The following is a 19,675-nucleotide window of genomic DNA, read 5'->3' as shown; positions in this document are numbered from 1 at the left end:
CAGGGCTGGCTGTATGTGGCTTTCGTGATCGATGTGTTCGCTCGCCGTATCGTCGGCTGGCGAGTCAGCAGCTCGATGACCACGGACTTCGTTCTGGATGCACTTGAACAGGCGCTTTACGCGCGGCGCCCGGGCGACGACGGAACCTTGATACACCATTCGGACAGAGGGTCCCAATACGTCAGCATTCGCTACAGCGAACGGCTGGCCGAAGCGGGCATCGAACCGTCGGTCGGCAGCCGGGGCGACAGCTATGACAACGCCCTGGCTGAAACGATCAACGGTTTGTACAAGGCTGAACTGATTCATCGCCGCACCTGGAAAACGCGGGAATCCGTTGAACTAGCAACGCTGGAGTGGGTGGCCTGGTTCAATCATCATCGATTGATGGAACCCCTCGGCTATATCCCGCCCGCCGAAGCTGAGGCAAACTACTATCGGCAACTTGAAACAGCTGCCGCAGAACCCGCATCAACTTAAACCAACCAGCCTCCACGATTCCCGGGGCGGTTCACTCGCGGCACGCTCCACCTTTCCTGGACCTGAAACATCCGCACCCACACTCTCTCATTGCCATGCCGTGAGCTCCGAGGCATGCCCACACGCCCTCATGACGACTCTTCAAGTGCACTGAGCTCCGCGAGCGTTATCGGCTTTAGTGGGGGCCGCACGCGTTGGAAACCAACCGCAGCAACGGAGCGACATTGCGCAGATGCAAGCAAATTAGCAACGGTGTAGCCGCATTGACGACCCTGACACGGGCCCATGCCCGCGCGCGTGAACGCTTTTAGCTGGTTCGGCCCCGGCTGGCCGAGCTGCGCGGCCAGCCGTACATCGCCAGCGGTTACCTCTTCGCAGCGACAGACAATCGTCTCATCGGGCGGCGTGAAAATCTCCGTACGCGGCCGATAGATCGAATCAAGCAGAGGCCGCATCGCCAGCTCATGTCCGAGCCGCCGATGCAGCGGCGCTGCAAGCTCGCTTGCGCGCTCGACTGAGAGTGCGCCCGAGGAAAGCGCGACGCCGGTAGCAGCAAGTTCACCGCGTGTGCACGCGGCTTTCGCGCCGCCGATGCCGGCGCCGTCGCCTGCGACATAGAGACCAGTCATGCTGGTTTCACCCCACGTATCAACTTCAGGCTCAAAGCAAAGTTGTGCTTCGTTCCATCGATGGCTGCATCCCATCGCCTGAGTGAAGTGGATAGACGGCACGACGCCTTCATGAACCAGAAGAATGTCGGCAGCCACATCGCCCGACAGCCCGTTCTCGGTGCGATAGACAATCTGTTCAAGACGGCCGATACCGAAAGCGCGAAGGCTACTGACGTTTCGAACAATGGGGAACCCCCTCCCGCGCAATCTTGCCGACCACAGTAGCCCCTTAAGGAGATCATGCCAGCCGTCAACCGCACCACGTAGAGTCGGAAGGCCCCGACGGAGGGCGCCGCCGGGAGTCGTGTCAAGCCAACCTGCAATCCGACCGCCGGCGTCGAGCAGCTGGGTCATGTAGAGCAGTGGCAATGGACCACTACCGGCTATCCAGACGGGTTGATCGGGTATCTGGTGAGCGCTCTTATGCAGAATCTGCGCGGCGCCGACTGTCATTACACCCGGAAGCGTCCAACCTGGGAAAGGCATGGGCCGTTCCTGTGCGCCCGTCGCTAGTAACACATGGCGCGCGCAAATACTTTCGGCGCCATCCGCGCGGCTCAAAAAGACAATCCACTCCCCGGAACCGGCGGGTTTCCCTGGGCTAGGCGCTCGCTCGATCTGCCATACACGGGTCTCCGGCAGGTAGTGCGCACCGCATTCGCGAAAGTTCTGTACCACTGCCGCGCCTGCGCTGTACGCAGCGCCTAACCCTTGATGAACACCACGTCGGACGTTTTCTTCGATGGCGCGCCATATCTGACCGCCCGGTGCTGGCTGTTCGTCTACGAGGATCGTGGTCATTCCAAGCCGAGCAGAACGTATTGCGGCACTCATGCCGGCAGGTCCTGCACCGACAATCAGAATATCGAACGTTCGCATCACAAATGCACCTCACCACCAGGAAGATCGCCACCACCGTCGTCTGACTCAGCGATCGCCTCACTGAGATTGCGGCGACCGTGTTGGCGTTGGATGCGCATCCCGTCGCGCACCACCGCCAGACAGGTCTGCGTGGACGCTACACCATCGACGACAGCAAGGCATTCGAAGCACACACCCATCATGCAAAAAGGTCCCCGTGGACTGCCGCTTCGCGGCGTGGTGCGAGCGACGGGGTTGTCCTCGCGCACGAGGACTGCCGCCACGGATTCGCCTCGCTCGGCGTTCACACGCCTGCCGTCGATCGATACCGTGACCACGTCGTCCTCGGCGGGACTAGATAACTTGCGAAACATCAAAGCGCCTATGATGGAAGAACTCGAAGTTTTCTGGCAGTACGCTCCGCGCGAGAGCATCTGCAACTGGTCCAGCATGAACCGCCGCGAGGGTGATGCCGGAATGACAGAGCGCGATCCAAGCACCAGGATACGTTGAAGATTGTGCGTACACAGGATGCCCGTCCGGGGTGATGATGCGCAGACATGCCCAATGCCTAACAAGGCGAGCCATAGCAAGGTCCGGCAAAATTCGTAGGGCTCGCTTTGTCATCTTGGCGGCGGTGAAGGTAGTAGTACCGAGATCCATACCGACTTCCTCATGACTTACACCTATCATTACTGTACCGTCGCGAGTCTGGCGAATGCCGCTAGCGGGGAGGCGCAGAATTGGGTCGAGCCGTTCAGTGACCAGCAGCTGGCCACGCTGGGGACGCAACGGGACGTCGAGCGCCACCATTGCCCCCAAGGCTGTGGAACCCAGCCCGGCCGCAATGATCAACTGTCCCGTTTCGAAACAACGCGGACCTGTCGAGGTTTGCACATGAACACGAAAACTACCGTCAGGACATGGCTCAATCTTCGACACCGTGTGATTGCCAGCTAGAGTGCCGCCACGTAACTCAATGGCTTGCTGCAGCGCCCGCAACAGCTTGAGCGGATTGCAATGGCCATCGGCAACGCCAATTCCAGCCCCCACCACTTCCCGCCCGATCCGTGTTCCAGGCAGCAGCCTTTCTAATACCGATCGATCGATCATGCGCGAACACGGGTCGATTTTCGGGCTTTGCGCATTCCAGCTCGCGAGGAATTCGGCTTCCTCTTCAAAATCCGCTTCACTTAGGCAAAAGCGCAAGCAGCCATCGTTTTCATACTCGACATCAATGCCAGTTTCATCGTGCAGCGCTGTTGCGAAAACGGACCAAAGTGCGACGCTCTCGCGTGACAGCTGCTGGTAGCGGGGCGCGCCATATCCCTTCCCGTATGCGCCGACAAGACCGAAATTCGCTTTCGACGCGCGCGGGTCGCAATCACCCCCGTCGAGCACAAGCGCACGCTTCCCTCGCCCCAGCATCCCGTGCGCCAATGCGCAGCCGACAACACCGCCGCCAACTATGATGACGTCATGGTTTTCGCGTATCAAGCCCGCCTCTTTTCCTGAATGATTTTGGTTAACTCTATGATCGTCACAGCAAGGCGTCAAAGTCGAATTTCAAGTACGAGGTATTCTCAGCGGTTATGGTCCAAAACGTGGGCGCCCCCGGTAGGCGATAGAGCTCCACGAAAAAACCGCGAGCGATTTCTCGAGCAACGCTCGCTCACCAGATTCTTCAACGAGGCGGTAGCCATCGCTGAGCGCACGGGCCGACTCTCAGGCAAACAAACCAGCGCGGACGACACGCTAAACCACGCGTGCCCATGGAATACGAGAATAGAGTGCGACGACTGCTTCCATCACGACAACAATCTCGGCAGCACGGGCGCTCGCAAAAGCCGCAAACCCAGCAACGAGACGCCACACTCCATGATTGGTCCCAACGCATAACTTCATTGCCAAGACGATACGATCAATGGACCGTGTTGCGCGGCCGTAGCTGACCGCGAATTTAGTCAGCCAACGAAACTTCTGTGGCGGCGTTCGGCTGTGGTCGAGACAAACGCCCCAGTTGGGGTTACGCCATCTCGCAGAAAAAAAGCAACTCAATCGAGCAAGGCTTTGGGTGGGCGAGCATCGCGGGAGCATTCGCCAAGCAACGGTGTGCACGCTGAAGAAGGTGACGGGATGTTCGCGCGCTCAACGTAAACCCCTACGATCTCGTGTTCATGCTATCCCAAACACAGGTCAGCATGTAGTAGCGGCAAATGACAACTGAAGCCGACGCGGAATCAAGGCCGTTTTGTAGTGGTCAAAGTTATTTCGGACAGGCAGATAGGTTCTTTCACTGTCGGTTTCGCCTCGTAGGCAACGGGCGACAGATACCCCAAAGTCGAATGCAAGCGTACGGCGTTGTATAATTCGCGCCGACCACACTCGACGCTCGAGTACGTCAGCCGCATGACGTTCGAGAAAAACTGGTTCGCCGCCCAAGAGGGGCGAGCCGCGCAAATCTCTCAGCTATGGGATTCGCCAAACAGGGGCAAGGTCATGATTCAATCAGCCACTGCCCGGCCGGCGGTCATGTTTGCCAGGTCTGAGCGCCCTCAATCCGTCTCTTCTCGCGAACGCTTCGTCTTCATGCCCGCATAAGGCATCCCGCACTATTTGGTGCACTCATCAGTACGATGATCAATCTCAGCGTTCTGCTAGGTTTGCTTTGTCGCCGACTCACCGAATATCTCCGTCCACGCCTCTTCCGCAACCTGTTTAGCGCATCGTTCATACTCCTGAACACGCTCGATGTTTTTCGCCAATCTCGCATGACAGAAATGAAAATACTCGGGAATATCGGGCTTGAACCGCCTGATATCTAAGCGACAGCTCATGTCGATGACAGATAGGGGATGTACCAAGGAAATCCCCAGTCCCGCCGAGACGAATTCACACAGAGTGGGCGTAGTTTCGCTTTCTAACACGACGTTGAGGTCGACGCCGTAGGAACGGATAGCGTCATTGAAAGCACTGGTCGTCCGGTTATCTGCCGCATATCCGATAAAAGGGATTCCCTCAATATGCTCGGGGGTGATAAATTCAAGTTGGCTCAGCGGGTGTCCTTTTGGCATGATGCAAACTAACGGGCTCTCCATGATCGGCGTCACCACCGAATTTGGGCTGCTCATCAAGCTCGTTGTGAATCCAACGTCCATCTGACGCGTGGCGACGCGATCCGACACAATGTTGGACGCTCGCATATGGATCGTCGGACGAACGTCTGGACACCGAGAGAGGAACATCATCGTCGCCCGCCTGATGAATGATCCGGATAATTCCGGAAGCACTCCGATAGCAAAGTGACTCATGTCCTTCCGCCGGATGATTGCGATCGCCTCTTCAATCTGTCTTAGACCCGCAAATACTCGATCGACTTCGCCGTACAAGCGCATGCCTTGTGCCGTCGCAGTTAGTCGGCCTTTAACTCGTTCGAACAGTAGAAGACCTGTCTCCTCCTCAAGGTGGACTAGCAGTTTGCTCACGGCAGGTTGGGTCACGTGAAGAACCTCGGCCGCTCGACTCACCGTGCCTTGCTCGATGAGAGCTTTAAATGCCTCTATCTGCCGTAGTTGAAGTTGTCTTTTCATATGCCGCTGCTTTTTCTAATGTCATTCCTAGACTAGGAAAATGCTGATTAATGTGCCGCCCGTTCGGCATGCAGAAGTTCTGACGGTCGCAGCGTTTACCCAGCACCGCTGAGCGTCCCTGCTAGCAGTCACTTCCATATGCAACCCATTTTCAGCTCCTTGGATGCCGGGTAGACAATGCAACTCGCTCGCTGTATGCAACGGTAGCCACAGCTTGCGGACGATCCTCAACAAGCGGAGACATTTTTGTCATTTCTTACATCGATGACCGATGAATTTCCGGACTACGCGGGCTACAAAAATACCGTTCTTAAACGAACTGGATCTCCGACAAGCTTTCCGTCAAACCACGCATGTCGCCTCGTCTGGCGTCCGAAATGGCCCCGACCACAATGTTCTGCTGCTCGGGAGTGGCAACGAAACGCGTGGCCTGTCGAAACTTATCCTCGAGTTTATCCCACGGAAGACCGTTATCCTTCGGGAAGGTTACAGGTGAAACAAAGCGCTGATCCCCGCATGTGACCGTGACACGGGCCGGCAGCATGCCGCTTTCCGCATAGATCTTGTCCAGCTCCGGACTTAGCGAAAGTTCCACCTTGTGTGAAAGCGCAGTGACAGAGGGATTGTTTAGGACATCGCCAGTCAGTGGCAACAGAGCCTCGTGACCGTAGTGCGCGACCAACGCGAGACAGTATGGATGACTATACTGAACATCCATTATATCTCGAGGTTCTTTCCAGTTCGAAATGCGTAAGGCCGGCCCGTATGTTTCGACCTCAATCCTGTCGATATTTCGACTCACTAACCGATGTTCATTGATCAGCTCGATTAATGCATCAAGCGCACCGTGTAGATGCCTGCAACAGCAATACGGCTTAAAGCCCGTCGTGCGAATGTACTGGTAAGAACCGAGGTCTAGATCGTTCGGAAAATTGTAGTAACGCGTTGCGTCCAAGATATTGCGGGCGCCGTGAAATCCGTTCTGCGCTGATGCAAGCGACTCCAAGCCGGTCACGACAGCCCACGTGATGCCTTCCTTGACATGGTTTGGCTCGGGATGCGGTTTTCGGGGAGCGGGAGCGCTCGCCAACGACTGATTGGGTGCACTTTCCCCAGCAATCGCCAAAGCGTGTTCAATCACCTCGCGGGAGGACCGGCGAAGCGCCGCAGCCGTTGCGACGACCGCATAAGGCGCCCACGTACCACTACTTCCGTAGGCGCGCGCAGCGCTAATCGCTGTACCCACTTCATAACCGATGACAATCGCATTTAATAGCTCTCCCAAGGTAGCTTTCGTCTCTTTGGCAACGGCAATGGCTGTTGGAATGACGGCGGCTCCAGGATGGCCCCGAGATGCCGGCGTGTCATCGTCGAGGTCTAGCGCAGAACCGGCGGCACTGTTTGCCCAAGCAGCTCCAATGACGGAACTGGTCTCTCCCGTGAACCAAATAGGAATGTCGCCAGGAGGTCGCGTTTCGTGAGCCGTCTTTCGGATCGCAAGGGCCGCCGCCTGCCCAACTCCAGCGCCAACAGCACTGAGCAGATCCAGGATACATTTGAGCGCAAATTCCAGAGACTCTTCTGGAGCTCGATTTTCCCGCGCCTCCACGATATAAGCGGAAAATTTTCGGACGATCCCGCCTTGGGGATAACGCTCGTCCTCGATTACATTAGTCGTCATGGTGCCTCGATAACATCAATTGAACATTTCGAACTTGATAGTTGGCTGAAAGTGACACTTTAATGCGCAACACCGCGATGTCCACCCACGATCCCGTTTTGCTGTCGGCCTGCCATAATCGACGCAGCCGGGCACTCTTCAAACATCAAGCCGTCGGCCGTGAGAAAAAAGCCGTACACAAGGGCCAACTACCCTCGTGTACCCGGACGGAGCCGCCCATAACGGGACAATGTCGGTTCGTGCCGTCAGGCCACTTCTACGTCGTCGAACTGTTGATGCGTTCATGGGCGACGGACACCGTACCGAAGTGCTTAATGCATAGCCGCTGCAGCAGAAGATCCGAACGTGCCGCGATCGCGTCTCTTCGGACTAATCCGCCTTTCGATCATGAATATAACTCTGCTGATAAGAAAGTTCATGCTGAGATATATGCAGCCAGCTATCAAAAATACCTCTAGGGGGCGGTAGCTTTCAGAGATGATTTGCTTAGCCACTCCTGTCACTTCGACTATGGTGATTGTCGACGCAAGTGACGTTGACTTGATCATAATCATAAGTTCACTTCCATAAGCTGGGAGCGCTTGTCGCATTGCAATCGGGAAGACAATTCTGCGGAATAAAAGGACGCTCGACATGCCAATTGACCGCGCCGCTTCAATTTGTCCCCATGGTACTGACTGAACACCACCACGAATGATTTCGCTGGTGTATGCCGCAGTGTTCAGCGACAGAGCTAAAATCGCACAAAACCACGCATCGCGAAATAGCGCCCACAGGCCGAGGTGTTCCAAGACAATTCTAAACTGCCCCGATCCGTAATAAATCAGGAACATTTGCACCAGAAGCGGCGTGGACCGCACTACATATACGTAACCATACCCGAGAGAAGCCAAAATTCTACTGTGTGAAAGCCGAGCCAATGCAACTGGGACCGCAAGCAGGAAACCAACAAAAAGCGACACGGAAGCCAATGCGACGGTCGCAGGAACCGCCGCAAGAAGCTTGGGAAACGACTCATATATCAGCTGAAAATCCATCACCGACTCCTTACGCCGCGGTTAGCCCACTTCTCTGCTCTCAGAAATCCCTGGTTAGAAATCGAAGAAAGCAAAAGGAAAATCACGAAGGCGACCAGATAAAACGTAAACGGTTCTTTGAAAGATCCAGCTCCGATGGCAGCTGTGCGCATGATTTCAACCAACCCAACAACGGAAATGAGCGAGGTATCCTTTAACGCCAGTTGCCAGACATTCCCCAGACCGGGCAAGGCGAATCTCGCGGCCTGTGGGATAAGAATCCGACGAAGTAGCACTGCCCGCTCCAATCCCATTGCCACTGCCGCTTCAATTTGTCCTGTTGGAATGGCTATGACCGCGGCCCGTATGACCTCTGTCGCATAGGCGCCGGCACTGATGCCGATGCAGAGCACACCGACTGCAAACACGGGCAGTTCTATATAACCTTCGAAGCCGAAAACAGCGTTCGCGACATAGCGGAGCAACGTATCCCCACCAAAGAACACCAGAAAAATTATCAGCAACTCGGGAATTCCGCGTACGACCGTCGTATAGACGTCAGCTAGAAAACGCAGCAAACTGAAGCGAGAGAGTTTTGCCGCGGCAAAAACCGAGCCGAGCAAAATGCCGACGGGAAATGAACACACCGCGACGGCGACGGTCATAAGGGTGCCACGCGCAAATTCATCAACCCACGCTGTGCTTCCCCATGCGAGCACTGAAATATTCACTTTCATTCCCCATCAAATTGAGTTCGGCTATGCATAAACGACCGTATTCACTTACCTATTCCTTCGGCGAATTGTCGAAGCCGAACCACTTGATGGCAAGTCTGCGCAGGCTGCCATCCGAAATTGCTTCCCCGATCGCCTTGTCGAACATCGCACGTAGTTGATCGTCATTTTTGCGAAATCCAGCGGCCACTCGGCTGCCGAACGGCCCGTTCGTCATACTAGGGCCAAATGTCCGCAGGTTCTTGCCGTCGGGCTTGTCCATCAACGGCTTGAGGAAATTGAACGAAACCATTCCCGCATCAATTCTCCCCGCCGTCAAGTCGAGCATCATGTTATCCGTGGTGTCATATGTCGAAACTCTCACGGTCGGCATGAACTTCTTCATGAATGTCTCGAAGTTGCTGCCCACCTGTACCCCAACGGTTTTTCCCTTTAGAGCGGAGGTGATTTTTTTTATCGCTGACTCCTCATCAGCATCAAATTTGTCCAAATTCAGATTTGATGGCGATATTTTGAGGGCGGTTAGATCGCTCGCCGATGTGGTGACGAAAACCATCGGAGTGGTTACGTACGGCCTGGAAAATGAGATAACCTTTTCTCGGGCGGGTGTGATCCCTATTGCAGCCATAATTGAATCGAACCGACCGGACAAGAGAGAGGGAATTAGGCTGTCATAGGCCTGATCGACGATTTCGCACTGCAATCCCATCCGTCGGCACAAGTCGCTAGCTACATCGATCTCAAAGCCAACCATCTTGCCGCTCTTGTCCTTGAAGGCATACGGAGCATACGAAGCTTCGGTACCAATCGTGATTCTCTTGTACTCCTTGGCCATAACAGGGTCGCAGAGCATCAATGCAGCAGACAGCATTCCAATAAGCGCGCCGATTTTCAGGAACTTCATGAGCATCTCCTGGACTATGTCCTATCTTCTTCGTTTTACGATTCTCGGAATTTCAATATCGCGTTTTAAGTCTGTCAAAGTACACGCGAGAGAAATTCACGACATCTCGGCGATGCTGGATTTTTGAAAACCTCTTCTGGCGTCCCTTCTTCCTCAATGCGTCCCCTTTCAAGAAAGATCATCTTGTTGGAGACATCACGAGCAAAACCCATCTCATGAGTCACGACTATCATAGTGCGCCCCTCTTCCGCCAACTTCCTGATGACTTTCAGCACTTCTCCCACTAATTCGGGATCGAGTGCGGAGGTCGGCTCGTCGAAAAGGAGCGCAGCCGGTTGCATCGCGAGCGCACGCGCGATGCTTACTCGTTGCTGCTGCCCACCAGACAACTCGGATGGGTAACACGCGTGCTTGTCCGCAACGCCAACTTTCCCAAGGAAATCCATTGCCCTATCGCGCGCTTCGTTCTTTGGCAGCTTCAGCACATGGACTGGCCCTTCCATCACATTTTGCAGCACGGTCATATGGGACCACAAATTGAAGCCCTGGAAGACCATACCGAGTTGCGTGCGCATCTGGTCAACTTTCTTGCGATCCATCCCGACGACGCGACCGGTTGCGTCGGTTTCCACGCTGATCTCGCGCTGCCCCACCGCGATGCGGCCTCTGGTAGGGACCTCAAGGAGATTCATGCATCGCAAAAACGTACTTTTTCCCGACCCAGAACTACCAATTAACGAGATCACGTCGCCCCGCTCAGCCTGAAGCGAGACCCCTTTGAGCACTTCGTGAACGCCGTAACTTTTGTAGATGCCATCGGCTACGAGAGCCGGTGTTTTATGGCCCACCATGCCGATCGTGGCCCCGCCCGCCTCTGGGGTCATTGACAAGGCGTAACTCGCAGATTGGTACGCCGATCGAAGTGCATTAGCCACCTTCATCTCATCTCCTCATGACTGAACATCTCAGGTTTGACATTTACGTCAACCTGAGAAGGATTATCGTTATAGATATTAATTAAACGTTGTACTGCCTTGCGCTGTCGGACCTGCAATGAACGCGATGGAAGCGCCAGGTACACTCGACGGACGAAAAATGGCGGCCGGCCGGTCGTTCGCTCGATTTACGCCCGTCTCAGCGCCCAGCGATTGCGGATAAGCTCAGAATACGTATGCCCAAATTGGGTGTCAAAGTCGAGTTGAGACACGATGGTATTCCTCCGGGTTATACCTTCCTTGCGTTACATCGGGCACGTTTGCGGGTCGCACGAGCGCATGTTGAGGTTGCGCCCCAGACTTCGGTCGCGTGCCCGTTCTGGATTTGGCACAATTTGCACCGCATACGCAATGCGAGCATTCTGATGTCAAGGAGACCGCCGCACCCCTCCGAAAATGGCCGTCTCCAGGCGCCAACACATCACAGAACCTTCCGTGATCGAGCCCCTTTTACTCTTCGATCCAATTTAACGATCGCTTGAGGGTCGAAATTGTTCCAAGGTTTTCGTTTGCCTTCGGCCGATCGGCAGGGCGCCCGCAATTTGACTACCAATGTCATAAGCGACCAATGATCTCTTGACGGGCGAGGTAGGCGCTGGCTTGCCTCGGGCTGCCAGCGATGCGGGGCAATAATGCGGCGATGGGCTGGCCCTCGTGGGCAGGCGCGTGAGGATGTCCTTGAGATTGCGTGCGGGTCTTGCCTATTGAGTTGCGCGAAGCGTAGTAAGCCACCGGCCGATACGCGCGTCTTCGCCGGCGGTAAAGCGCACGAAGCTCGCACGGCTGTAGCCGAGGCGGCATACCATTTGCCCCCGATATGTCCCTCTAACGTAAATACACCCGGTGCGTAGTCGAGTTTCTCCCGGATGTCCTCGCCGATTCGCACGCATTTCATCACCGAAACGATGATGAGGCTAACCTCAATCCTTGAAGTTATCCCCCCCAAAAATCATATTATTAGAGCTTCTTAGGCATTCGGCACGCGCATACTATTTTCGAACGAAGTACTCATACAGGCCTTTAACGGCTCCAGGTCAGCTTTTGAGCGCAGTTCTTCAACCGCGGCGAGCAGTTGCTCCTGCTGCGCACCAGTGGCGTGAAACCGCGTCGCCGCAACGTACTTTGCCTTGAGTTCTTCCCACGAGAGGGAGTCACCGGCTTCGCCGCGTGGCTCGGTAACCTCCGATACATACTGACGTCCCCCGCACACGATTGTCACTCGCGCGAGTGTTCTGGCAGGGAATTGTTTATCAATTTCGGCGTCGACCGTTAGCGAGACCTTGTTGGCGAGTGCGCTCGCTCCCTCGTAAGTTAAGCAGTCTATCGTGAGGGGCAAAAGCGACTCTCGTCCCGCGAGGGCGGCGAGGGCCACGCAATAAGGGATGCTGTACTGAACGTCAACAAGGGTAGCTGGGCAGGTCTGATTCGCGATGCGCAGCGCCCCGCCGTACGTCTCGATGTCGATTGCCTCAATCGCCTTCGCATCGAGTTGACATTGCTCGATCAGCTTCAGGGTGGCTTCCAAGGGCGGGTGAACGTGCCGACAGCAGCAATAGAGCTTGTAGTAGGCATTGCAGATATGCAGAGACTCCCCGAGGGGCGATACGTCGGCAAACCTATAGAGCAGACCGCTGTCAAGTATGTTCCGGGGACCGGTGAACCCGCCTTCTGCGAGATCGAGCGCGAGCATCCCGGTCACTACGGACCATGGTATGCCCTCCTTAATGTCGCTGCTCTCCGGTGTTGGGAAGGAGAGCGGTGGCGCGCTCATGAACAACGAATTGGGCGCGCTTTCGCCTGCGATAGCCAACGCATGCTCAACAACACGACACGAGGCACACCTCAAGGCCGCGGCTGTTGCGACAACTGCGTAGGATGACCACGTACCTGTCGTACCGTATGTTGTACGGGCCGCAGCGATCGATACGCCGACTTCATAACCGATGACGATTGACGCAATCAAATCTTCCAGCCCGGCTCCCATTTCAGCCGCAACCGCAAAGGCCACCGGAATGACCGCCGCGCCCGGGTGCCCGCGCGCGCGTCGATGCCCGTCGTCGAGATCTAGCATCGACGCAGCCGCGCTATTCGCCCACGCAGCACCGACGACCGAACTGCCCGTTCCCGTGAACCACATCGGTATATCGCCCGATCCCAGATATTTACATGCTGTCGCGCGAATCGCGACAGCACCTGGCTCGCTAGCCCCTGCCCCCACCGCGCATAAGAGGTCGAGGATGCGTTTTAGCGCAGATTCCCTGGCAACCCCGGACACCCGCCTACCGCGAGCTTCGACGACATAAGATGCAATACGATGAATCGTGCTTTGCTGCAGAGAAAGCTCGTCATCAGGCGGAGTATTGTTCATGACGTTCCAGAATTATGTGACCGACCAAACGTGCGTAACGCACAAATCTATGTTCAAAATGATTGAACCGCGTGCGACCGCCCAGGGATACGATGGAAGCCCTTGGTCGTCGCCACGGATACGACGGACGGGTCGTAACGTCTCCAAGGGGACTCGAAGCTTTGTCAATGAGCATGCGAGTACTTGCCGTGAAAAATCGGAATGCCGCTTTTCGCAAGTAACCCGAACCCGACCACCTCTGGCAACATCTACGCCGATCTGCGACGCCCGACCGTCCTTAATAACAATTGTGCGCTGATGCTACTGCCAATCCACCCGACGCTCACTCGAGTGACGAGACATGTTAGGCGCGTCTCGTCGAAAAATCAAAGTCCGATTTTCAAACGTCAACATTCCAGAAGGTTATAGCGCTGCATTGCTTTCTCCCGAGCATTTAACGAAATGCAGGGTCTATTGGCGAGTACATCGTCTCTGCATAAACGCCAGAAAAAGGCGAGGATATGTCGGTGCACTACGGACGGGATGCCGTTTTTGTCCGGGACCGAAGCCCCTTTCCACGCGCAGCGTACCGAATGATGCACTGATCTCGACGTCCAGCGACGGGAGATCACGAAGCTGCGGACGTTGTTGAAACGATGAAGACAAATGGCTTGGAGCAAAGGTGCGAGGTGAACTGCCTGAGTTGCTCGCTTCCCTAAAGGCAACTCCGCACCCATAACCTCCCAGAATACATCCACGATCAAACCGGACTTTGACACGAGATTTTTGCCTCTCTATTCTGAGCCCCATTAGCTTTGCTTCTCACTGGATAAGACGGAACGTGCCTTTTCTGCCGCAGTTTGATGCAGCCAATAAAAGCCTTTACAAGGACAAACGCTTGTCTTGCAACCGATAGTGTTTTCGCACGTAAGAGCATCGCATTGAGCACCAAAACCCACCACACTCAATGTAGTTTTGCAGATCGATGCTATCTCATATGCGAAGAACGTCTACGTGACGTTTCGTTTGCCCTCTCCTAAAGACGATGGGTTCGGGCTTAGGCTGAGAAATTTAGTACATAACCGCCCAGGTCGTGCACGGCCAGTGGACAATTCCAAGGTAGAAGGTACATGCAAGTGACAATCGTGGGAGCCGGCGCAATCGCTTTGGGTTATGCGGCGTGCCTCATACAGAATGGACATAAACCGAAAGTTTGGTCTCCATCGGGAGCCCGGACTGCAGACTTCGTTGCTGGACTCCCCCTTCACGTGAAGGGAGCGGTCGAGGGAGAGTTCTACTTGGAAGTCTGCGGGAAAGCGGAAGATGTTGGCGACGCCGATGTCATTATTTTGGCATTGCCGGCCTACGGATACCGATTCGTCCTCGACAGCATCATCCCTCATATCCGCGCACACCATAGCGTAATCATCAGCGCTCATCTTTCATTTGCCGCTCTCTACATTTCCCAGCGCCTTGCGGCGCGGGGGCTCGTCATCCCCATAGCAGCTTGGAGCACCACGGTGCTAACGTGCAAGACTCAGTCTGCGAGAGCTATCACGGTAGGCACGATCCGCGCCAAGGTCGACATGGCCGCATTTCCAAGCCGCCACATCCACCGGATTCATACCACTTGCGTTTCACTCTTCGGAGACCGGTTCGCACTGAAGGACGACATGCTGACGCTGACGCTCAGCAACATTAATCCGCAAGATCACATGGGTATTGCGCTAGCCAACTTGACCCGTATTGAGAAAGGCGAAAGCTGGAGCCAAAACTCCAATCTGACACCAACAGTCGGGAGGCTCCTTGAGGCTCTAGACCAAGAGAGACTTACCATCGCGGCAGCATTCGGAAAGTCAGTGAGAACGACCTTTGATCATTGCAGGCTGTCTTTTGGCGTGGTTGGTGACTCACTTTCGGCAATATCGGAGCAACTGGTCCGGCAAGGGAGTGATCCGCTCGGCCCGAGAGACATCGCCACACGCTACGTGCTCGAAGACGTGCCGTTCGGGTTGGTACCGACGCTTCGACTCGCCGAACTGGCTGGGGTGAGAGCACCCTTGCACGAGGGCGGCGTGGTAATTTTCGGCGCTTGTTACGGTCGGGACTTTGTGGCGGACAACGACATTCTTCCCGAGATTGGACCGCTTCAAATCGACACCCTCAAGAGGCTTGTGGTCGACGGTTATGCCGTTCCAACCTAGATGCCATTACATCCGGCGCGGCGCTCGATGGGCCGTCCGAGTCCGACGCCACCGACGCGATAGAAGCAGAAGTACTATGCCGCAAATCCGACTTGGAGTTTATGAGAAACCAAAATGAAGACTAAAACGCTGCTGGTCGCCCTGTGCGCAACGTCCATTCCAGTTGCGGCATTCGCGTACGATGGAAAGGAACTTAATTCGGAGTCGACAGCGCTTACCCGCCATTTGAGTCGAAAACCTCGAGTGGCGAGCTCGTTGGATTTGACATCGATCTGGGTAATGCAATTTGCGCGAAGCTCAAGGTGAAGTGCGTCTGGGTTGAAAACTCGTTCGACGGCATGATTCCCGCGTTGCAGGCCCGCAAGTTCGACGCGATCAATTCGTCAATGTCGCTGACCGAGAAGCGCGCGAAGGCAATCGGTTTCAGCCACAAGATATACGCCAACTTCGAGGCGCTGGTTGTAAGGGGCGGCTCGGCTCTAGTGGCAATGCCCAAATCGCTCAACGAAAAGCATATCGGAGTCTTGCAGGGAAGCACACAGGAAGCCTATGCACGGAAGCATTGGACGAATGGAGTTGACATTGTGCCCTACCCTTCGCAAGACCAGGTATGGAATGACCTCGCGGTCGACGGCTCGATGCGGCACTGGTTTCGGTGCCCGACGGCTGAGTCGGGATTCCTGAATACTGCGCAGGGTCGTGATTTCGGTTTCGCGCGAGGTCCGGCCATCCACGACGCCGTCATCTTCGGTCCCGGCGTCAGCATCGGTGTGAGAAAGCGTGACCGAGCCCTGCTCGAAGCAATCAACGGTGCGATCGACAGTCTCCGCAAGGACGGGACGTATAACCGAATTGCAAAGAAGTACTTCACGTTCGACATTTACGGCAGTTAATCGACGTCAACTGCCCAGCAAAACAGACCGCGTGCCCGACCCAGGGTTGCGCATAAAAAAGCATCGAGACCCACAATATAAGGTTTGGAGACCTCAATGAAAATCAAACTTCTGTCAGCTTTCGTGATGTCAGCCGCCGCAGCTCCCGCAATGGCCCAAAGTACGGTGACGCTCTACGGTCTGATCGATGAAGGAATCAACTATACGAATAACGTCGGTGGCAAGAAGCTGTTCGAGCTCCAGAGCGGTACGGTCCAAGGGAGTCGTTGGGGCTTGAAGGGAGCGGAGGATCTCGGCGGCGGTCTCAAGGCAGTTTTCCAGCTGGAGAGCGGCTTTAATGTCAATAATGGCAAGCTCGGTCAGGGTGGCCTGATGTTTGGGCGACAGGCGTGGGTCGGCGTCGCATCCAACCAATACGGGACGGTTACTCTCGGTCGACAGTACGACTCCGTCGTCAACTATCTGGCTCAAACGACGGCGAATGGCACATGGGGCGGGGGCATGTTCTCCCATCCGTACGACAACGACAACACGGACAACACCTTCCGTGTCAACAATACTGTCAAGTACACAAGCCCCGAGATTGCTGGCTTTAAATTTGGCGGCACGTACAGCTTTAGCAACGACACCAACTTCGCCAACAATCGCGCGTACAGCATGGGCGTCCAATACGTCATCGGCGGCCTGCTGCTGGAAGCCGCCTATCTGCAGGCGAACAACCAGTCGTCCACCGCCGGTGGTGCAATCGGGAACAATCCCGCTGCGGATGAAAATTTTCTGGGGAACAAGTTGCGCATCTTCGGCGCGGGGGCAACCTACACGTTTGGTTCGGCCAACGTGGGCATCTCGTATTCGAATACCTTCGTCGCCAATCCGGTGTCTTCGGGATACGTCGGCAAGATTACGCCAGCCTCGGGCACGCTTTCCAACCTGCGTTACCAGAATTTCGAAATCAACGGCAAGTACCAGTTCACGCCAGCCTTCTTCGTCGGGGCGATGTATGCGTACACCCTGAGCGGTTTCAACGCCACCACTGGAAAGCTAAAGCCGAATTACGAAACTGCGGGGCTGATGGCTGATTACTCACTGTCAAAGCGCACGGACGTCTATGTACAGAGTGCGTATCAGCACGTCGGTGGTGACCGTACTGGCAGCGCCCTCGACTTCGCCTTTGTGCCGGTGGCCGATGACGTATCGTCGAATCGCAATCAGGTGGTTGCACGCGTCGGCCTGCGTCATAAATTCTAAACCGGCCAGATATCGCTCGATTGACGTTCGTCCACGTTCCGAGCGAACCTGTTGGGCGGCGCCTTGCGCCAGCCCAGTTGCTACAGAAGCGGAGAGCGTCCTCACCAGCGCACCCACATGCCGGGCCTCCGCGGTGATCTCCTGCGAGTGATGTTTGCGCTTGCACATGTAGGCGCGCGTTCGTCGCATCAGCGCGTGCCTGCGTCGGCCCTTTCTTCGGCGCCCAACTGCCATAGGGTGATGGAACGGCTCAACCATATCCCGCCCCGCCTGACGATGCTGAAGCAAACTACTACCGGCAATTCAACAATACCGTTGCAGCCGGTTTCGACTTAAACCAAGCGGCCTCCAGGAGTCCGAAGGCGATTCGATTTACCCGATGGATCCGTTCACTTCTTGGTAGCCGAAGCTAACGGCAATCGGAAAGTCGCGCTATCTACGAATCGCAAAAGCTCCGCCTTCGACATGTGGTCTACACCGAGGCGCTTCAGATTACGGCCAGTTTGAAAATAGTTAACGCCGTTGATGGAGGAAGCGATTTCAATCACGGCTTTGATTGCCCGACACTCTATGCCCACTCTGGCGCCGAGTTCGTACCAAGGGACCAAGATATATGGAATATCCTCACATATATATCTATGTTGCATACGATCAGGCGTTTTGACCTTCGTGGAGTTATGAGTTTTGGATTGGAAAGCGAAATCGGAGAAGTTGGCACAATCTCCGCCGTAAAAGCCGATCATTTCCTCGAGGACTGTCGGCAGTCGAAAACCGAAAGCCTCTCCGATTTTCAATCGCTCATTGTCCAACGCCTCTACGACCCTTCCGACAGAGGGTGAGATCCCGTCACGATAGAAGAAAAAATCTCCTTTTGTGCTTTCTATCCATCCCGTATTTAAAATACCCCCGACAGGGTGGATGACACCATTATTCGACTGCATTCCAATTGCGAAAATGTTATCCCACCACAAGAGCCTTTCCGGAAAGATTGCGGTGATTTGCGATAACTGTTTCTCATCCATGGCGTTCGAAAAAGCAGCAATCGGCAAACAATTCTTAATTCCAGTGATCCGGACTTCGCCGTCCCTGACCGACGACGCATAGGGCGAGGAATTTGTCTCTAGAACTGCCTGCGGGTTTAGCTCTCTTGAACCCATTGGGGAAAAAAAATTGGCATTATTGACTATGATGACATGTCGACTCAAATCGAAACCTTTTAGATCGCCAATGAGATCGTCATGCGCGTATGCTGGAAGAGCAATCACGAGAAAACGCGAGAAGTTTACGGCCTCATCCATATCAGTAGTTACAGTCGGATTAAACTCACCAGTGATAGCCATGCTAGCCAACAAGCGACCGTTCGCTCGGATCGCATCAATATTACGACGATGATCTGGATTCCCGTAAAGGAGAACCTCGAATCCACGACTAGCCAAATCGGCCGCGAAAGCGCATCCACAATTTCCGGCGCCGATGATTGAAATTGGAAACCTTAATGGCATGTCCTCTCCACATAAACAAACAGAAGTTTTCTGTGACGCCACCCAATATTGCGACGTCAGGCAAGGCTGAACGCCGATCAGTAGTTGTGCGTTAGCACGACGACGGCACGCAACGAACGTGCCACCGCGGAACGAGGCCACCTCTTTAAACGGCTCATATACCGGTTAATCTGGTGAGCAGAACAAGACGCGATTCCTCGTCCAGTGCAGATCATGTCGCGAACGTTACAAATCCAGCATCTTGAGTTAGATATGTCCGAATCTCGACGTGTTTGTAAGGCAATGCGTATTAGCCACCGCTGAACAATCACCTGTGCAGAAAGGTTATAAGGTCAAATCGGTGTTTTGGCACTCGGATCGCGTAGGTATGTTGGTGCGAGCTTCTTACAACACGGGTTCCGCTGACGGATACATCTCAATGATCTTCAGTTTGGCAACCTAGTGCCGTAGGCCCGCGAACACCTCCATTAGAGCTTCCCACTCTGTACGTAGCGGCGTTCATTCCATTTGTCGTCGCGTAGAATCCGATGCTGCGCGACTGGGTCATCC

Annotated in this window: 14 protein-coding genes and 1 pseudogene; 4 read left to right on the top strand and 11 right to left on the bottom strand. The window is 55.0% G+C overall.

The genetic code is table 11. From position 1 onward, the window contains the following. Positions 1–480 (top strand): IS3 family transposase (locus F6X39_RS05665; RefSeq protein WP_187615879.1); only part of this gene is annotated, 480 nt, incomplete at its 5' end. A gap of 128 nt (positions 481–608) precedes the next feature. On the opposite strand, the gene F6X39_RS05660 is transcribed toward F6X39_RS05665, so the two are convergent. From F6X39_RS05660 to F6X39_RS05615, 10 genes are all read right to left on the bottom strand, one after another. Continuing rightward, entirely contained in the window at positions 609–2,030 is a 1,422-nt protein-coding gene (locus F6X39_RS05660; RefSeq protein ID WP_187615878.1) for an NAD(P)/FAD-dependent oxidoreductase, read from the bottom strand. Further along, the gene (locus F6X39_RS05655) at positions 2,030–2,386 is read right to left on the bottom strand and encodes a (2Fe-2S)-binding protein (protein ID WP_187615877.1); all 357 of its coding nucleotides are present in this window, start codon (positions 2,384–2,386) and stop codon (positions 2,030–2,032) included. Before F6X39_RS05655 ends, F6X39_RS05660 begins: the two co-directional genes overlap by 1 nt. Then, positions 2,367–3,509: an NAD(P)/FAD-dependent oxidoreductase gene (locus F6X39_RS05650; protein ID WP_222945122.1), complete on the bottom strand. Its 1,143-nt coding sequence runs from the start codon at positions 3,507–3,509 to the stop codon at positions 2,367–2,369. The genes F6X39_RS05655 and F6X39_RS05650 overlap by 20 nt, the downstream gene beginning before the upstream one ends. A gap of 1,160 nt (positions 3,510–4,669) precedes the next feature. After that, positions 4,670–5,602: a LysR substrate-binding domain-containing protein gene (locus F6X39_RS05645; protein WP_184072381.1), complete on the bottom strand. Its 933-nt coding sequence runs from the start codon at positions 5,600–5,602 to the stop codon at positions 4,670–4,672. A 310-nt stretch (positions 5,603–5,912) separates the two neighbouring features. Next, complete coding sequence (locus F6X39_RS05640) at positions 5,913–7,283, bottom strand: MmgE/PrpD family protein (protein ID WP_187615876.1); 1,371 nt, start codon at positions 7,281–7,283, stop codon at positions 5,913–5,915. Positions 7,284–7,594: 311 nt separating this feature from the next. Next, a complete protein-coding gene (locus F6X39_RS05635; RefSeq protein WP_187614243.1) occupies positions 7,595–8,320 on the bottom strand; it encodes an ABC transporter permease in 726 nt (241 codons plus the stop codon). After that, a complete protein-coding gene (locus F6X39_RS05630) occupies positions 8,320–9,036 on the bottom strand; it encodes an ABC transporter permease (RefSeq protein WP_222945121.1) in 717 nt (238 codons plus the stop codon). Before F6X39_RS05630 ends, F6X39_RS05635 begins: the two co-directional genes overlap by 1 nt. A 49-nt stretch (positions 9,037–9,085) precedes the next feature. Then, positions 9,086–9,937, bottom strand: a complete 852-nt coding sequence (locus F6X39_RS05625) for a transporter substrate-binding domain-containing protein (RefSeq protein WP_184010321.1) — start codon at positions 9,935–9,937, stop codon at positions 9,086–9,088. 74 nt (positions 9,938–10,011) lie between these two features. Next, positions 10,012–10,788 (bottom strand): ABC transporter ATP-binding protein, encoded by a 777-nt coding sequence (locus F6X39_RS05620; protein WP_187614248.1) that lies wholly within the window; start codon positions 10,786–10,788, stop codon positions 10,012–10,014. Between the two features lie 1,111 nt (positions 10,789–11,899). Then, positions 11,900–13,300 carry an MmgE/PrpD family protein gene (locus tag F6X39_RS05615; RefSeq protein ID WP_187615875.1) on the bottom strand — a complete coding sequence of 467 codons (1,401 nt, stop codon included), beginning with the start codon at positions 13,298–13,300 and terminating at the stop codon, positions 11,900–11,902. Between the two features lie 1,109 nt (positions 13,301–14,409). Between F6X39_RS05615 and F6X39_RS05610 the strand changes: the two genes are divergently transcribed. The 3 genes and pseudogenes from F6X39_RS05610 (at position 14,410) to F6X39_RS05600 (ending at position 17,624) form a co-directional block, all read left to right on the top strand. Beyond that, complete coding sequence (locus tag F6X39_RS05610; protein ID WP_187615874.1) at positions 14,410–15,483, top strand: NAD/NADP octopine/nopaline dehydrogenase family protein; 1,074 nt, start codon at positions 14,410–14,412, stop codon at positions 15,481–15,483. 260 nt (positions 15,484–15,743) lie between these two features. Next, positions 15,744–16,376: pseudogene (locus F6X39_RS05605) on the top strand (transporter substrate-binding domain-containing protein); the annotation flags it as partial. A gap of 96 nt (positions 16,377–16,472) precedes the next feature. Beyond that, the gene (locus tag F6X39_RS05600) at positions 16,473–17,624 is read left to right on the top strand and encodes a porin (protein WP_187615873.1); all 1,152 of its coding nucleotides are present in this window, start codon (positions 16,473–16,475) and stop codon (positions 17,622–17,624) included. A gap of 389 nt (positions 17,625–18,013) precedes the next feature. Here the strand turns inward: F6X39_RS05600 and F6X39_RS05595 are convergent, their stop codons facing one another. Then, on the bottom strand, positions 18,014–19,126 hold the full coding sequence (locus F6X39_RS05595) for an NAD/NADP-dependent octopine/nopaline dehydrogenase family protein (protein ID WP_187615872.1): 1,113 nt from the start codon (positions 19,124–19,126) through the stop codon (positions 18,014–18,016). Positions 19,127–19,675: the final 549 nt, after the last annotated feature.

Origin of the sequence: Paraburkholderia sp. UCT2, assembly GCF_014397665.1 — a bacterium.
Lineage (GTDB): Bacteria > Pseudomonadota > Gammaproteobacteria > Burkholderiales > Burkholderiaceae > Paraburkholderia > Paraburkholderia tuberum.
Note: the sequence above shows the minus strand (reverse complement) of the source record. Positions and strands in the feature narration are given on the sequence as shown.

Coding starts and splice junctions, on each gene's coding strand:
- F6X39_RS05600 (WP_187615873.1), top strand. CDS start 16,473: ATGAAAATCAAACTTCTGTCAGCTTTCGTGATGTCAGCCGCCGCAGCT.
- F6X39_RS05615 (WP_187615875.1), bottom strand. CDS start 13,300: ATGAACAATACTCCGCCTGATGACGAGCTTTCTCTGCAGCAAAGCACG.
- F6X39_RS05660 (WP_187615878.1), bottom strand. CDS start 2,030: ATGCGAACGTTCGATATTCTGATTGTCGGTGCAGGACCTGCCGGCATG.
- F6X39_RS05595 (WP_187615872.1), bottom strand. CDS start 19,126: ATGCCATTAAGGTTTCCAATTTCAATCATCGGCGCCGGAAATTGTGGA.
- F6X39_RS05655 (WP_187615877.1), bottom strand. CDS start 2,386: ATGTTTCGCAAGTTATCTAGTCCCGCCGAGGACGACGTGGTCACGGTA.
- F6X39_RS05635 (WP_187614243.1), bottom strand. CDS start 8,320: ATGGATTTTCAGCTGATATATGAGTCGTTTCCCAAGCTTCTTGCGGCG.
- F6X39_RS05610 (WP_187615874.1), top strand. CDS start 14,410: ATGCAAGTGACAATCGTGGGAGCCGGCGCAATCGCTTTGGGTTATGCG.
- F6X39_RS05630 (WP_222945121.1), bottom strand. CDS start 9,036: ATGAAAGTGAATATTTCAGTGCTCGCATGGGGAAGCACAGCGTGGGTT.
- F6X39_RS05625 (WP_184010321.1), bottom strand. CDS start 9,937: ATGAAGTTCCTGAAAATCGGCGCGCTTATTGGAATGCTGTCTGCTGCA.
- F6X39_RS05640 (WP_187615876.1), bottom strand. CDS start 7,283: ATGACGACTAATGTAATCGAGGACGAGCGTTATCCCCAAGGCGGGATC.
- F6X39_RS05645 (WP_184072381.1), bottom strand. CDS start 5,602: ATGAAAAGACAACTTCAACTACGGCAGATAGAGGCATTTAAAGCTCTC.
- F6X39_RS05620 (WP_187614248.1), bottom strand. CDS start 10,788: ATGGTGGGCCATAAAACACCGGCTCTCGTAGCCGATGGCATCTACAAA.